The organism is Candidatus Vicinibacter affinis (genome assembly GCA_016714365.1).
Classification (GTDB): Bacteria; Bacteroidota; Bacteroidia; order Chitinophagales; family Saprospiraceae; genus Vicinibacter; species Vicinibacter affinis.
In genome coordinates, this window is record JADJNH010000005.1 from 1,788,589 (window position 1) to 1,804,070 (window position 15,482).

Sequence of the window (15,482 nt, forward strand, 5' to 3'; positions counted from 1 at the left end):
AAAATACGGGATCATTATCAAACACGACATTGATTCAGATTGGGGCTTTTTTTTAAATTTACTGAATCGCCATTATATGACATCGTTTTACACATGTGATAAATGCTTCCGCTCAAAACCTGTTCTAATTTATTGAGATATTAATCTTACACAGAAAAATGCAGGAAAATAAATGTATGTTATAATTATTTACCAACGAACGCTCATTTTATGATTGCGCTACTTTTGTAAAATGAATTATAATAATCCCCTGAGAGCGCTTATAAATTATTAATTTGTGCCTGATAAGAGGATTCATCATGATGGAGAATTAAAATAAATGTTGATTAAAAAAATTCAATGCTTTTTTAATCCGGAGCGTTTTCAGGGTTGGGGAAAAGATAAAAAGTATTTTGAAGGCTGGTACTTTAAAGTGGTCGATGCTACTGAACGATTTGCTTTTGCGATCATTCCGGGAATTGCCATGGATGAAGAGGGCAATGGTCATGCCTTTATACAAGTGCTGGATGGAAAAAATCACAGTTCCACTTATCACCGTTTTGCCATTGAAGAATTTATACCTTCTTCAAAAGAATTTAAAATTGCGATTGGAGAAAATATATTTTCCGATCAAAGGATTATTTTAAAATTACCAGGTATAAACGGAGAATTGCGATTTGAAAACAGGGTAGCCTGGCCAAAACCAATTTATTCTCCAGGAATTATGGGGCCTTATGCTTTTGTTCCATTTATGGAATGTTATCATGGAATAGTGAGCATGGATCATTCGATAGAGGGGGTCTTGCACGTAGGGGATAAAATAATTGATTTTAATGGAGGCAGGGGATACATTGAAAAAGATTGGGGAAGGTCTTTTCCGAGTGCTTATGTGTGGATGCAATCCAATCACTTTTCCACTCCGGGAATATCGGTAAAAGCTTCGGTGGCAAATATTCCATGGATTCGCAATTCTTTTGTCGGATTTATTGCAGGTGTATGGCTTGGTGACAGACTGATCAGATTTACAACTTATAATGGATCTGCGTTGGTTAAGTTGGCTATATCAGAAAAAAAATTGGAGATGGTGCTACACAGTCGGAAGTACATTTTTGAACTCTTGGCGACTCGTGGTGAAGCAACTATACTTGCGTCTCCCATCCAAGGTATGATGGATGGTAGAATTGAAGAAAGCATGACGTCAATACTTGAAGTGAAGATTACTGAAAAGAAAAGTAAATTGGTAATACTGCATGACAACGGAAGAAATGCAGGACTTGAAGTGGCAGGCGAAATCAATCAGATCATCTGTTGATAAATTAAAATCTGTGATCAACTGGATCGCTAAGGAAAGATTTAATTTAAAAGAGATTAATTAGATAGGGCCAGCATCCCTAAAATCTACATGAGAACTTACCAGCTCAGATCGTCCTCTTTTTTTTCTGTAAAACCTTCACCGTTTTCTTCCTCTCTCTTTGCAAAAGAATCGTAATCAAAATCCGGAAGGTATTTGGTTTTTATTTCATTTACAGTGTCTTGCAGGGATTGCACAAATCTGTTAAAGTCTTCCTTGTAAATAAAAATCTTGTGACGCTCAAAGCCGTCTCCATTGAACTTCTTGGTACTTTCTGTGATGGACACATAAAAGTCTTCCCCTTTAGTTTTGCGGATGTCAAAAAAATAAGTCCTCCTCTTACCTGCTCGCATTTTGTTTGAGTAGACAATGTCCTGTTGTCGATCTTTTTCCACGGCTCTTTATTTATTTGGTCATAAATTTAAACACAAAATCCTAAAATCCTAATCTGTTTTTTATCTGAACAGGAATTGTGCGGAATTAATTGGAATAATCTGCTTTCAATAATTCATTATATATAACATTAATTTAATGTATATGTGTCTTTAAATTAATTATTTAACTTTTTAATAGCGATTATCGTACGGACAGCAAATAGTCTTCATTTCTTCCGGCAATTTCTGTCTGATACATTTTCCAGAACAGCCCTTTCGACTCAATTAGCTGATCAAAACTTCCCCTTTCCACAATTCTATGGTGATCCATTACCAGGATTTCATCCATTTCTTTGGTTTGACTTAAGCGATGGGTAATGAGGAGAAGACTTTTGTTTTGAAGTTCTTGATGCAGTTCTTTAAGAATGTGTTCCTCTGTATGCGCATCAACTGCTGACAAACAATCATCCAGAATGAAGATAGACGCAGGTTTCATCAAAGCTCTGGCAAGACTTATTCTTTGTTTCTGACCTCCTGAAAGAGTGACGCCTCTTTCCCCCATGATGGTCTGGTATTGCTCGGGGAAGCTCTCGATTTCATTTTTGATGGCAGCTGCTTCACTGACTCTTTGCACTCTACCCGATCTGGTATCAGGTTCTCCTTCTTCGCCAAAAAGAATATTTGCAGCAATGGTATCAGAAAAAAGAAAAACATCTTGTGGGACGTAAGCAATGGATTTTCTTAATTGGTACAAGTCCAGGTTTTTGATATCTATTCCACCAATGCTGATGGAACCGGAGTTTGGATCATACATCCTGAGCAATAATTCTGCAATCGTCGATTTTCCTGAGGCAGTTTTGCCGATAATGGCCACATGTTTTCCTTGTGGAAGCTTAAAATTAATTTCTTTGAGCGCATCCACTTCATTCTCCGGATAATGAAATGAAACATGGTCAAAACTGATATCAAATTTATCCGGAAATTCATCCGGTTCTGAATTGGAATGTATTTCCGGTGCAACATTTAAAAATTCATTTATTCTTTTTTGGGAGGCTTCTGCTTGCTGGATGATGGAAGCGCACCAACCGATTGCGGAAACCGGCCAGGTGAGCATGTTGATGTAAATGACGAATTCTGCAATGTTGCCGGGGGTTACGGTTCCCTTAAATACATCGAGTCCTCCCACGTAAATGGTGATTAAAGTACTGAGCCCAATCAACAGGAACATGGAGGGAAAGAACAAGGACTCCACCCGGTTTAATTCTAAAGACAAATCTTTATAACGATTGCTTTCACGTTCAAATTTTTGTGTCCAGTTTTCTTCCCGGTGAAATGATTTTATTATTCTGATACCGCTGAATGCTTCCTGAGCCATACTGGTCAATCGGGCCAATTGTTTCTGGATTTTTTCCGATCTTTTATTGATCAAATTGCTGACTTTGTAAATGATGAAACTGAGCAATGGTAAAGGCAATAAGGTGTAAACAGAAAGCCAGAAGTTGACTTTGAACATCGTAAAAATTACAATGATGAAAAGGGTAATCAGATTGAATCCATACAAGAAAGCAGGCCCCAGATACATCCTTACTTTGTTCACGTCCTCACTGATTCTGGACATCACGTCTCCGATTTTGAATTGCTTGTAAAAACCCGCATCTAAAGATAGATAGTGTTCAAAAATCTCTTTGCGCTGATCGTATTCTATCAGGCGGGACATCACAATGATGGTCTGCCGCATGAAATACATAAAAATGCCCATCATGAGTGCACAGCCAAGAACTATCAGGCCAAAAAACATGAGGTTGTTGACCAATTCTTCACCATTTCGTTGGTCAGGATTGAGTTTGACAAAAGTAACAATTTCATCCAGCGCCTCCCGTATGGCTTGGGGTTGAAAAATTCTAAAAATATTGGAAAGTGAAATAAACAGAATGCCTGATAGGAGCTTGCTTTTATATTTTAGTATCAGCTTATTGAGTGTAAAAAGATGTTTCAATATGGAAGCAATTAGGAGGTAAAGGTAAGCAACTCCTCTATGTAAGTCGTGAAAATAAGGAAGGATCTAACTTCCTGATAATGAGTGATACTTTGTTAATCCGGTTACCCTTCAATTTAACATCCGGTTGGAACTTAAGGTTATGAGTTCCTATAAAATTGGGCTGCAAGACTTGGCTGCTTCTGCTATCTTTGCATCAAAATTGCGATCAAAGTGAATAACATCAGTATGTTTAGGCGAAATACCCTGGATGAATTTATCGTTCAGAGTCAACAAAATTTTTCTGATTCGAGTGGAGAGTTTTCAGGATTGCTGCGTCATCTTGGGATTGCTGCAAAGATTGTCAACAGGGTTGTCAATAAAGCCGGATTGATGGATATCTTGGGTGTAGAGGGCAACATTAATACCTCAGGCGATGCCGTCCAAAAATTAGATGTGTTTGCCAATGATCTGATGATAGAATATCTTCGAAATTCCGGCATTTGTGCAGGAGTTGCTTCGGAAGAGTTGGAAGACTTTATATCTTTTGACAACGTCAGGCCGGGTTCATCCAATTATGTGGTGGTCATTGATCCTTTGGATGGCTCCTCCAATATTGATGTGAATATATCGGTTGGGACTATTTTTGGTATTTACAGGAGGGTAACCAACGAAAGAGGTCCTTTAATTCTAGGTGATTTTTGTCAGAAGGGCACAGAGCTGGTAGCTTCCGGATATGTACTATATGGCACTTCCACCATGATGGTCTACACGTATGGTGATGGAGTGAATGGGTTTACGTACGATCGTGGTGTAGGTGAGTTTTGTCTCAGCCACCCTCAAATGAAAATTCCGGATTACGGCACACAATATTCCATCAATCAGGGTTACTATAAACAGTTTAATTCCGGAATTAAGGCCTATCTCGACGACTGCGCTGAAAAAAATTATATGCTGAGGTACATAGGATCAATGGTCGCAGATGTTCATCGTACCATTTGTTTGGGTGGCGTTTTCTTATATCCTTTGACCAAGAAAAATCCTCAGGGCAAATTAAGAATATTGTATGAATGCAATCCATTGAGTTATGTGGTAGAGCAAGCAGGCGGCGTTAGTGTAAATGAGGAAAAGCAAAGAATTATGGAAATTCCAGTTCATGAACTGCATCAAAGAAGTTCCATTATTATAGGATCTCCCAAAAATGTTCAAGAAGTTTTGGAGAAATTATAATAGCTGAGATAGCGTTTAACTTTTTTTACACTTAGATACACCCGTTTTTTTTTTGTAGACTTTTTTATTGGAAGTCGAGATAAGGTTCAATTTTATTGAGTTCATCTTTTTTGAAAAAACCAGTAGACTCCAATTCTTTTAAATCTTTAATTTTCTGATGTTGCCTTCGGTAATTAATGATAAATTCTGCTTGTTTGTGATTTAAATATGGATGAATTTCAAGTTCATCCAAGTCCACAGAATTGATTTTTATTTTGACCAAAGAAGGTGAGCAATCCAGATATCTGGAGATCGCTGTACACAGACTGTCGTCGATTCCATAGACTTCACATACTTGACTTTTATGTATAAATCCCCCTAATGCAGATTTATATTTTAGAATGCGCGCAGATAATTTATCCCCAATGCCGGGAAGCGATTTCCATTCTTCGCAGGTTGCTTTATTGATTTCAAATGGTTCAATTTTTTTAGTGAAAGGGAGTGAATTTGTTGTGGGATGGCCTTCTTCACCTGATCTTGTTTTGGTTTCCGGGATTTTGAGGTAGGGTCTTAATTTTTGAAGGAGTTCAGCATCCATCCCGTAAATTTTTTGGAGATCATCTGCCTTTTTAATCTTTCCTCCAGCCTTCAGATATTTTTGTAAATTGTTATATGCTTTTGGGGAAATTCCCAATTTTTTTGACGCTGATTCATTTAAATTATTTGGATCAAAATAAAAAAGTTCAATTACCTCTGAAGTGATTTTATTTTTTGATTTCAACTCACCAGGAGAAGGCTTTTCGGGTTTTGATTCCGGAGGATGCGAATTCTTTGTAAAAGATTTTTTTATTATGGGAGCTACTTTTGGTAAGCTGCTGAGTTCAGCAAAATTTATTTTTGGGCGCCAGAGGTAGGGCACCATGATAAAAACAACCAAAGTAAGCATCAGTAAGGAAAGCCCAAGTCTTTCTTTTTGGGAGAGGTAGAGATTTGCTGAAGATGGTTTTCTCATCTTTAAAATTTTATTAACTGAGTTCCAGTTCTCATATCCACAAATGGTATGTTTTCATTGGATAAGAAGTGGGTAAGCTGATTAATTATTGCTGTTCGATTTTGTTTGCACAATACAACCAAGTCCGGTTGATGATCTAAAATCATGCAGCTGTCTAATTTTATTAAATTTCTTACCAGTAACATTTTTTTTGTACATTTTTCTAAACCATCATTGAAGCCATTTAGATTTATGCACCATGAAATGCTGTCTGAATTCAGATCTAAGGTCTTGAAGTGATAAGCCATATTTTCATCCATTCTTATGATTTCTCTTTCCTTGATCTGATGATACTGATGATAATAATTTAAGACCGGAATTGATTGATTTTCTTGGACGAAGGAAAAGACCTTGAGTCCGGTTCTGATATCCATTACACTTTCCTTGTTTTTCGAATAAAGTACCAGCTCAGATTCCTTGCTGAATTTCCATATTCTCATGGGATAGACTATTGCAAAAGATAGTAAAAAAAGGAGGGCGGCAAACATCATGGATCTGTAATTAAATTTCAGCCAAAGGAAAATGCAAAAGAAAGCTGAATAAATAAATACCAGTTGTTCCGGATAAATCATCAATTGGTCAATTTTATAAATGGGCCATTTTTCAACTTGATCAAAGAAATGTAATCCTGCTTGTATACTCCAGGCACAACAACTACCCATCAAATGGCTCAGAGGTAAATAAAAGGAACAGGTGATCAGGACTATTATCCCCAATATCATGAGAATAAATGAGAGAGGTACCCAAACCAGGTTGGTCAATAAAAAGTAAGTAGGGAAGCTTCCAAAATAAAAACTGCTGATGGGTGTAATGAGAAATTGTACGGCCAGACTCACCGCAATAATTTCTGAGAGGTAATTCAAAATTTTATTTGAGTTACGCATGAGTTTATTGATCGGCGCTTGGAAGAGCATGATGCTGAGAACGGCCATGAATGATAATTGAAATCCTATATCTTTTAAAATGCAGGGATTATGGAAGATCATCAAAAAAGCGGTCCCGAAAAGTATGTTGATCCCATGAGATTTACGTCTTAGATAAATCCCGAATTCCAACAGACTGAACATCACAGCGGCTCTTAAGATTGCAGGGCTGAGTCCTGTGATGATTGCAAAAAACCAAATTAAAATGAGTATGATGAAAGTTTGTGATTTTTTGGCGAGCAAAAAATGTGTTGAAATGATTGACATCAAAAATGTAAGCATTGCATAAAGCATCCCCAGATGCATTCCGGACACTGCCAGAATGTGAGCGGTCCCTGTGGCAATGAATTGATTTTTTATTCGGTCGCTGACCAATCCTTTATCGCCCACCAGAATGGCTATCAACAAACCGCCGTATTCTTTTTGTTCAACATTGCTCAACAGTGAATGACAGATTTTCGTTTTTGCCTGATGTGCCAACTTCCGGATGTTGAAATTGGATGATCTATTTTGACCATGAATTTTAACTTCATTTCTATTGAGGAACTGAATGTGTTTTTGTTCCAGGTATTCTGCATAGTCAAATGGATCAAATTCAAATGCAGGAGAAGGTCGTACTAATTGTCCAGAAAAATAAATACTGTCTCCGGGAAGCAGCGGATAGGGGTATTGGTCGGATGCAATTTTAATTCTTGCATGATATTTTTTGTTGGATTGGATGAAATTTAAATTAAGATGAATCACACTGTCTGAAGTTTCGATTCCCTCAATCAATCCCGGTTGATTTTCCAGGGTAAGACTTTTAGGTACATCATCCGGATGGTCTTCTAACTGGTGTGTATAGGTTCTTAATGCAAAGACCAGGCTCAGTGGAATTAAAAACAAATAGCCATTCAAGGCAGTCCCTGATTTTATTCTGACATACCAGTATATTCCTGAAAATGCCAATAACACGGACAGCAGGAACATGGGTACATACTCCATCGGAATCTGCAGACAAATGGCAAGCCATACCGTCACATACAGAAAAGGTTGTGCTAACAGGGCTCTGATCATAGCGTAATCAGAAATTTTCTCTTAATGTTGGAACAAAAATAATTGAAGTGAGGAAATAAATCAAATAAATTTATGGATTCTCTATAAAATTTATGATGAACTCAAATTCGATATCTACTGTGGATTATTCTTCCTCTTCCTTTATTAAATCAAACCTGAAGAAACTGAAAATCGTCTGACCATAATTTCTTTGTTGCCAAAATCGAGGATGCTTTGTAAAGTCGTGTTCAGGATTGTGTTCCAAAATGAATAAGCCATCGGTGGCAAGGATGTTTGAAGCAAATATTTGATCCGGAATCTGATTTAATTTTTCCAGCCCATAAGGAGGTCCCGCAAATATATAATCATATTGGAGCGTGCTGGTTCTAATATAAATCAGATAATCACTGTGAACGATTTTGATAAGACCTTCAATTTTAAAATCTTTAATTTTTTGCTGAACAAATTTTGTTGCCGGAATAAATTTATCGACATAAGTCACATCCTTGCATCCACGAGAAACCATTTCATAGGAATGGGCACCGGTGCCTCCGAAAAGGTCCAGCATCCGGACTTCTTCAAAGTCTATGAGATTGTTCAATATGTTGAACAGGGCTGTTCTTGAAATATCAGTAGTGGGCCTTGTAGGCCAGTTGTTGGCCGGTGGATAAAAGGTTCTACCTCTCAGGCTGCCGCCGGAAATTCTCATTTTTGATTAATTGGAAGAAAAACGGGAAAAGAAATTGGATTCGTCCACATGCAGGTTTCTGAAATAAATTTTAAATTGGTTGTACAGTTGAGAACCTTCTCTGATTTCACCCATCATGACCAATCTGGCATTTTCTCGGTCCAGATTTAATTGCTCAAAAACAGCGGCAATGTAATACAACAGTTCCGGGGACTCCTCAAATTCAAAAATATTGAAATACAGAAAATCTTCCAGCCGTTTTACAATTACCACCGCTGTATTGGCGAGGATGGCAATAAAGGTACAGGTCCTGTCAGTACATTGAGCATCCAAAGAGATTTCATTCAGGTAGCCCGAAATATGACGTATGTCCAGGAATGCCGGTTTGAATCGATTTTTTAGGGTAAAATCCGTTGCGTATGGCAATGGTTTATCATCCTGAGATTCCAATTGTTCAGAGGGAAAAACAGGAAATGGAAGAGACACAAGTTCCTGCGCGAAGCCGGCTGGTCTAAGCATAAATTTTCTGCTGATGGATATAGCCGAAACCCATTTTTTAGATTCGATGAGTTCTTCTTTATCCACGGGCTTAAGTTGGATGGACCCAAGTTTAGAAACTAAATATATACTATCCTGATTGACAAGTCCTAACATGCGAAGAGAATATGCGCTATAAATGCTGTGTCTTAATGACTAATTTTGCGCAAGGTAGATCAAATTTTGGAAAAGAAAGCAGTCATTTTACTGGGTATCGAGAGTTCCTGTGACGACACTTCCATGGCAGTTTTAGTGGACGGAAAGGTGGCATCCAATGTTACTTACAACCAAACTATTCATGCGAAATATGGAGGCGTAATTCCTGAATGGGCCTCCAGAAAACACATGGAAGCTGTGGTGCCGGTGATGGAAGAAGCCTTGTTGACTGCAAAATGTAGCCTTCAGGATTTGGATGGAATTGCCGTAACCCGAGGGCCAGGTTTAATGGGGTCTTTGGTGGTAGGTCTGTGTTTTGCCAAGGGATTGTCTTACAGCCTGGATATTCCCTTGATGCTTGTCAATCATTTGGAGGCTCATGTGCTCTCACTTCTGATAGAGGAGCCCAAACCTGAATTTCCTTTTTTATGTTTGACGGTATCCGGGGGACATACACAGTTGGTGATCGTCCGTGATTACGACCGATTGGAAGTAATCGGCCACACTTTGGATGATGCGGCAGGAGAGGCCTTTGACAAAACGGGAAAGTTGCTTGGTCTGGGTTATCCGGCAGGTCCGGAGATGGATAAACTGGCCCGTATAGGGAAACCAATTTTTAAATTTCCAATTTCTAAGATGAAAGGTCTTGACTACAGTTTTTCAGGATTAAAAACTTCGGTGTTGTACTTCTTAAAGGATAGACTGAAGGAAGACCCACATTTTATTACGGACCATCTAAATGATTTGTGCGCCTCCATCCAGTATACCATTGTAGAAATTCTTTGTCATCAATTGGTAAAGGCATCCGAACAAAACGGTATAAAAAGAATTGGAATCGCAGGAGGAGTTTCTGCCAACAGCGGTCTACGTGAAAAGCTTCATGCACTTGCACAAAAACACAGCTGGGAGGTGTTTATGCCAAAGATGGAATATTGTACCGACAATGCCGCCATGATTGCGATGGGTGGATTTCAAAAGTGGAAGAAAGGTTTATTTGCGGAGGACGATATCGAACCGCTGGCAAGGATGCCTATTGGAACATGAACGGATATCATTGTAAAAAAAAAATATAGAAACAACTTAGTTTGAAAGGAAAAAGTGCAGTATCCCATATTCTTCATTTTAAATTAAAATTTCCAAAAAGTGCTTATAATTTAGGACTAATTTTGCAGTTCGATTTTACAAAAACTGATTCATGACAAACCCCAAAAAACCAGAGTTACTTTCACCTGCTGGATCTTTTGAGTCTTTGCATGCCGCTATACGGGGAGGAGCAGATGCGATTTATTTTGGTGTAGAACAACTCAACATGCGCACCAAATCTATTCCTCCTTTTACCATAGACGACATCAAAGAGGTGGCTGCTGTTTGCAAGGCTGCTCAAATAAAAGCCAATCTTACCCTAAATACGGTGATCTATGATTATGACATGCAATTGGCCAGAAAGATTGTAAAAACTTGCGTTCAGGAAGGGATCGATGCGGTCATTGCTTCAGATTTTGCAGTGTTCGAAATTTGCAGGGAAGAGGGAATGCCACTGCACATCAGTACCCAGGCAAATGTCAGCAACATTGATTCAGTGGCTTTTTTTTCACAAATGGCGGATGTAATAGTTTTGGCAAGAGAATTGACCCTGAAACAAATTGAAGGCATCACAAAAGAAATTAAACGGAGAGGAATTAAAGGGAAATCCGGAGAATTGATGAAAATAGAAACTTTCATTCATGGTGCACTGTGCATGGCAGTTTCAGGTAAATGTTATTTAAGTCTGCACGAAATGAATGCCTCTGCAAATAGAGGAGCTTGCGTACAGAATTGCAGACGACCCTATTTAGTTACAGATCTGGAGACCGGTAATGAATTGTTGATAGACAATAAATACATTATGTCTCCAAAAGATTTATGTACCATTGATTTTATGGACGAACTCATTGGTGCAGGAATTGATGTATTTAAAATCGAGGGTAGAACAAAATCTGCAGATTATGTATACACCACTACAAAATGTTACCGGGAAGCGATTGATTCGGTTTTGGAAGGAACATACAAAGAGGAGCGCATAGAATGTTGGCGAAAGGAATTAGACGCAGTGTACAATCGGGGATTTTGGGAAGGGTATTATCTGGGAAGAAAACTTGGAGTCTGGACTAAGAATCCTGGATCTGCTGCCACTGAAAAAAAAGTTTATGTTGCCAAAGCTACCAGGTATTATCCAAAAATCCATGTAGCCGAATTCATGTTGGAATCAGGCAGCATTGAAGAGGGAGAAACAGTTATGATCATCGGTCGGGACACAGGCGCCGATAAGGTGGTTTTAGACCCATTGATGGTAAATGGAGTGCGCAACAACAAGGCAAATCGGGGCGATAAGATTACCTTCTATTTTGAAAGAAAGATCAGGACGCAAGACAAATTATACAAAGTGGTAAGTGAAAATGCCTAAGATTATACATTACAGAGATAAATGCATAGGCTGCAATATTTGCTTTGAAATGCAACCAGAATATTGGCGACTTTCGAGAAAGGATGGCAAAGCTACTTTAGTGAACGGGGTATTAAAGAATCAAACCTATGTATTGGAAATTGGAATCAAGGAAGTGGATTTGTCTGAGGAAACCGCCATTCATTGTCCGGTAAAAGTCATTAAGGTAATACGATAAAAGCTGTATCAATAATTGAGTCTGAATCTCTTTTTGTGATCAAAGTTATTTTACCACACAATGTTAGACTCCGGTTATTTGTAAGTAGATCAATAGTCCTGCGGCAAGGGTCATGATGATCAATGCAGTAAATCCTAAAATATTGGTTGTGCGTCCATTTACATAAACCCCCATGATCTGCTTATTATTAGAAATATGCAAGATAATGGCGATTAATACCGGCGCTGTGAGTCCGTATAAAATGGCGGTATAGATCAGTGCCTTGATAGGGGAAATTCCAATGTAATTTAAGGACAGTCCAAGGATAAGAGACAAGGCAATGATTAGATAAAATGCTTTTGCTTCGTGAAATTTTTTATCAAGGCCTTGTTCCCAACCAAATGTTTCAGCAAATATGTAAGACAGAGAGCCACTCAATACCGGAATGGCAATGAGACCTGTACCGATAACACCAATTGCAAAAAGCAAATAGGCCATATTACCTGCAAGTGGTTTAAGAGCCAAAGCCGCTTGTTCGACCGTGTCGATTTGGTGGACACCGCCTTGAAAAAGAACTGTGCCAGTGGTTAATATTATGAAGTACATGACAAGGCCGGAAAATGTCATTCCAAAATCAACATCTTGCTTCATGTCATGAATAATTTTTTTATTCACCACCAGATGTTTTTTTCTGGTTTTCATTTCCTCTACTTCCACAGAGGCCTGCCAGAAAAACAGATATGGGGAAATAGTGGTGCCCAGGATTCCCACAAGAATGGCAACAAATTCTTTGTCAAATTTTATAGTGGGGATAAACGTGGCTTTAAGTATTTGAGAAAAGTCTTGCTTATATAGAAAGGGTACAATAAAGTAAACCAACATGGCAATACACAAATATTTCAAGGTGGAGGCTATTTTGCCATAGGGTAAATAAATGATCAAACCAAGTAGACAGAGCGTAAACACCACACTAAAGTAGGTTGCATCAATCTGTGGAAACAACATATTCCCGACGGCCCCCATACCGGCGATGTCAGCACCAATATTCATTACAATCGCCGGAAAACTAAATAAAACCATCAAATACAAGACAGGCTTTGGATAATGTTTTTTAAGCGTGCCGGTTAATCCCTGACTGGTGACCAAGCCAATGCGCGCGCACATTTGTTGGATAGCCGCCATCAGTGGAAAAGCAAGTATTGCAGTCCATAGAGTAGAGAGGCCATATGCAGCACCTGCCTGAGAATAGGTGGCAATTCCTGAAGGATCATCATCACTGGCACCAGTGACCAAACCAGGTCCAAGTAATTTCCAAAATTTCAGCAGCCTGGAGGATTTATTTTTTCCGGTGTTCATGCTTGGATTTTATTCTGAGTGATTTTTTTTGATTTGCCATCTGATGGATTTCTACAGAAAGCAACAAATTAAAGGGTGTAAAAGATTTGAAAATATTAAACAAATCAATGAGCGCTCAAATGATTTCAAAGTTAATTTAGATGCGGTGATCATGCAGTTAACATTTTTCAACATTAAGCAACCATTCATTGATTATTTTTCGCAGACCTTCTTTTTTCAATATTACATCCGTCTTGTCTTTGAAACCAATCATCCTTCTTCCATCTGAATAATTTCCTTCCAACAAACCGGTAGAATCATGGATGGAAGCGCCGGTTGGAAAAATCAAAAGTATGCCTTTTCTCAGATTGATGACCGCGATGTCGCGTTTATATTCCTTAGGATTAAAATCTTTCATTGTACCTTTATAAAAGAAACTTGGAGAGTTCCATTTGATTTGTTCGCCGATTTCCTGATCGGTACTTAAAAAAATTTGTCTGATTTCAGAAACAGCTTCAGCAACTGAAGAATCCAGATTTTGAATGAGTGCACTTACACCTTCATGATCTTCTTTGATATTTGTTTTAGTCACTTTTATTTGGATGATCTGGTAGAATAAATGGTGGTTGTTCCGGATGTAAAAATAGTTAATTAGCTGCTATAATTTTAATTAAAACGACAGATATCATTATACAAGTAAAATTATAGGGTGTTAAATTTTAAGCAATCATTTATTTTTTATGGGGATCCAGATTTCTTCTTCTGAATCCGGGTCGTTGTTCTTGTAACGTTCTCCCAAAATTTCAAAATATGGACGATCGTCAAGTCCGTATTCAGAATTTGGCAACCAGGTATTAAATATATATTCAAAAATGGCGGTGTCTGTACTTAGACCTTTGTAATGAAATACGGCATACATTCCGCCAGGTATGGTGAGTGATTCGAGGTTTATCGGGATGGAATTCAAATCACTGACCTCTACTGCAGCCCATTTCTCAAATTGATTATTCGGATTGAAATGCTGAAAATACTGCGATCCATAAATTTGAATGGAATATAAATTTGAATCAAGGACATTTTTTATTTCCTTGCGCAAGGGCATAAATGTTTTCCACAACAGGTGGGTTTCGTTTTCTTTTAATGACATAATGCGTCGTATTCCTATGAATGATTTATTGGTCATTAATTCTATGCGAGGTATCATTGCTAAGATTTTTTAATTATTGGTGCTTGGTGATCAATGCGATTTAAATTTAATTCAATATTAAAAAAATAATTAAATTGGAAGCATAATTTATTTTTTTCCATTCAACACATTTCAAACATTTTTCTCTTGTAAATTAAATTTATTTACACAATGATAGGAGAAAGATTACATAATTCACACATTAATCAAGAATTGACTCTAATTTATTTTAAATGGCAGAAAAGTATAAACTTATATCATACCTTGAATGTTTCAAAGTATATATTTCACAAAATGAAATCATGTGATTTCAAACAAAATTTAAGATTATGAAAAATTATTTAATCCTTGCATTCATTACAGTTGTTACAATTGGGACGATGAACGCCCAACATGTAAATTTTGGATTTAAGGTTGGTTTAAATCTTGCTGATGTAGCGAGCGATGACAATTCTGAGACGTCTCTGAAACCTGGTCTGAATGTGGGTGTCATCGGTCATATTCACCTGAAGAACAATTTTGCCTTGCAGCCAGAGATAAGTTATTCTGATCAGGGTGCTATTTTTAAATCCTCCGGTGTCGAAAGCAAATTAAATCTTGGATATATAAATGTACCGGTTTTATTGCAATACATGTTTGACAACGGCTTTAGAATTCAGGCAGGGCCGCAAGTAGGTATCCTTGTAAATGCAAAAGTAAAAAGTAATGATGTCAGTATAGATGTTAAAGATGACCTAGCTGTCATTGATTTTGCAATAAGCGCAGGTGTAAGTTATGTACATCCTCCTACCGGATTTGGTGTGGATGCAAGATACAATGTCGGATTGACAAATATAAATGATGAAGGAAATGTAAACTCGACCAATCGAGTGATTCAAGTAGGCGTTTTCTATCTTTTAGGACATAAATAAAATTTTACGGTAATACTTCCTAGTATAATGAAGGGGTGAATATATTTATTCACCCCTTTTATTTTGGTATAAGTTTGTTACCAATTCAAAATAGCGTTTGATCAATTATTAACTATAAGTCATTTATGTTTTA

At 37.7% G+C, this 15,482-nt stretch carries 15 protein-coding genes; 6 read left to right on the plus strand and 9 right to left on the minus strand.

From position 1 onward, the window contains the following. The first annotated feature begins 319 nt into the window (after positions 1 to 319). On the plus strand, positions 320 to 1,291 hold the full coding sequence (locus tag IPJ53_07080) for a hypothetical protein (protein MBK7798856.1): 972 nt from the start codon (positions 320 to 322) through the stop codon (positions 1,289 to 1,291). Between the two features lie 98 nt (positions 1,292 to 1,389). Here the strand turns inward: IPJ53_07080 and IPJ53_07085 are convergent, their stop codons facing one another. Both IPJ53_07085 and IPJ53_07090 read right to left on the minus strand, forming a co-directional pair. Continuing rightward, the gene (locus IPJ53_07085) at positions 1,390 to 1,725 is read right to left on the minus strand and encodes a DUF3276 family protein (GenBank protein MBK7798857.1); all 336 of its coding nucleotides are present in this window, start codon (positions 1,723 to 1,725) and stop codon (positions 1,390 to 1,392) included. Positions 1,726 to 1,906: 181 nt separating this feature from the next. Beyond that, positions 1,907 to 3,700 (minus strand): ABC transporter ATP-binding protein, encoded by a 1,794-nt coding sequence (locus IPJ53_07090; GenBank protein ID MBK7798858.1) that lies wholly within the window; start codon positions 3,698 to 3,700, stop codon positions 1,907 to 1,909. A gap of 228 nt (positions 3,701 to 3,928) precedes the next feature. Here IPJ53_07090 and fbp point away from each other — a divergent pair, with 228 nt between their 5' ends. After that, entirely contained in the window at positions 3,929 to 4,909 is a 981-nt protein-coding gene (fbp, locus tag IPJ53_07095) for a class 1 fructose-bisphosphatase (GenBank protein ID MBK7798859.1), read from the plus strand. A gap of 64 nt (positions 4,910 to 4,973) precedes the next feature. On the opposite strand, the gene IPJ53_07100 is transcribed toward fbp, so the two are convergent. The 4 genes from IPJ53_07100 to IPJ53_07115 all read right to left on the minus strand — a co-directional run bounded on the left by IPJ53_07100 (position 4,974) and on the right by IPJ53_07115 (position 9,239). Next, entirely contained in the window at positions 4,974 to 5,900 is a 927-nt protein-coding gene (locus tag IPJ53_07100; protein ID MBK7798860.1) for a helix-hairpin-helix domain-containing protein, read from the minus strand. 2 nt (positions 5,901 to 5,902) lie between these two features. Beyond that, a complete protein-coding gene (locus tag IPJ53_07105) occupies positions 5,903 to 7,918 on the minus strand; it encodes a ComEC/Rec2 family competence protein (GenBank protein ID MBK7798861.1) in 2,016 nt (671 codons plus the stop codon). Between the two features lie 124 nt (positions 7,919 to 8,042). Beyond that, entirely contained in the window at positions 8,043 to 8,606 is a 564-nt protein-coding gene (locus tag IPJ53_07110) for an RsmD family RNA methyltransferase (GenBank protein ID MBK7798862.1), read from the minus strand. Positions 8,607 to 8,612: 6 nt separating this feature from the next. Continuing rightward, positions 8,613 to 9,239, minus strand: a complete 627-nt coding sequence (locus IPJ53_07115) for a DUF3822 family protein (GenBank protein MBK7798863.1) — start codon at positions 9,237 to 9,239, stop codon at positions 8,613 to 8,615. Positions 9,240 to 9,305: 66 nt separating this feature from the next. On the opposite strand from IPJ53_07115, the gene tsaD reads away from it, so the two are divergent. The 3 genes from tsaD (at position 9,306) to IPJ53_07130 (ending at position 11,938) form a co-directional block, all read left to right on the plus strand. After that, positions 9,306 to 10,322: a tRNA (adenosine(37)-N6)-threonylcarbamoyltransferase complex transferase subunit TsaD gene (gene tsaD, locus IPJ53_07120; protein ID MBK7798864.1), complete on the plus strand. Its 1,017-nt coding sequence runs from the start codon at positions 9,306 to 9,308 to the stop codon at positions 10,320 to 10,322. Positions 10,323 to 10,473: 151 nt separating this feature from the next. Continuing rightward, positions 10,474 to 11,721, plus strand: coding sequence for a U32 family peptidase (locus IPJ53_07125; GenBank protein MBK7798865.1), 1,248 nt, complete (start codon positions 10,474 to 10,476; stop codon positions 11,719 to 11,721). Next, positions 11,714 to 11,938 carry a ferredoxin gene (locus tag IPJ53_07130; protein MBK7798866.1) on the plus strand — a complete coding sequence of 75 codons (225 nt, stop codon included), beginning with the start codon at positions 11,714 to 11,716 and terminating at the stop codon, positions 11,936 to 11,938. The genes IPJ53_07125 and IPJ53_07130 overlap by 8 nt, the downstream gene beginning before the upstream one ends. 63 nt (positions 11,939 to 12,001) lie before the next feature. Here IPJ53_07130 and IPJ53_07135 read toward each other — a convergent pair whose 3' ends face one another. The 3 genes from IPJ53_07135 to IPJ53_07145 form a co-directional block, all read right to left on the minus strand. Then, positions 12,002 to 13,273, minus strand: coding sequence for a divalent metal cation transporter (locus tag IPJ53_07135; GenBank protein ID MBK7798867.1), 1,272 nt, complete (start codon positions 13,271 to 13,273; stop codon positions 12,002 to 12,004). A gap of 157 nt (positions 13,274 to 13,430) precedes the next feature. Further along, positions 13,431 to 13,844, minus strand: a complete 414-nt coding sequence (locus tag IPJ53_07140; protein ID MBK7798868.1) for a DUF1801 domain-containing protein — start codon at positions 13,842 to 13,844, stop codon at positions 13,431 to 13,433. A 135-nt stretch (positions 13,845 to 13,979) separates the two neighbouring features. Further along, the gene (locus tag IPJ53_07145; protein ID MBK7798869.1) at positions 13,980 to 14,456 is read right to left on the minus strand and encodes a GyrI-like domain-containing protein; all 477 of its coding nucleotides are present in this window, start codon (positions 14,454 to 14,456) and stop codon (positions 13,980 to 13,982) included. Positions 14,457 to 14,767: 311 nt separating this feature from the next. Here IPJ53_07145 and IPJ53_07150 point away from each other — a divergent pair, with 311 nt between their 5' ends. Continuing rightward, positions 14,768 to 15,349 (plus strand): PorT family protein, encoded by a 582-nt coding sequence (locus IPJ53_07150; GenBank protein MBK7798870.1) that lies wholly within the window; start codon positions 14,768 to 14,770, stop codon positions 15,347 to 15,349. Positions 15,350 to 15,482: the final 133 nt, after the last annotated feature.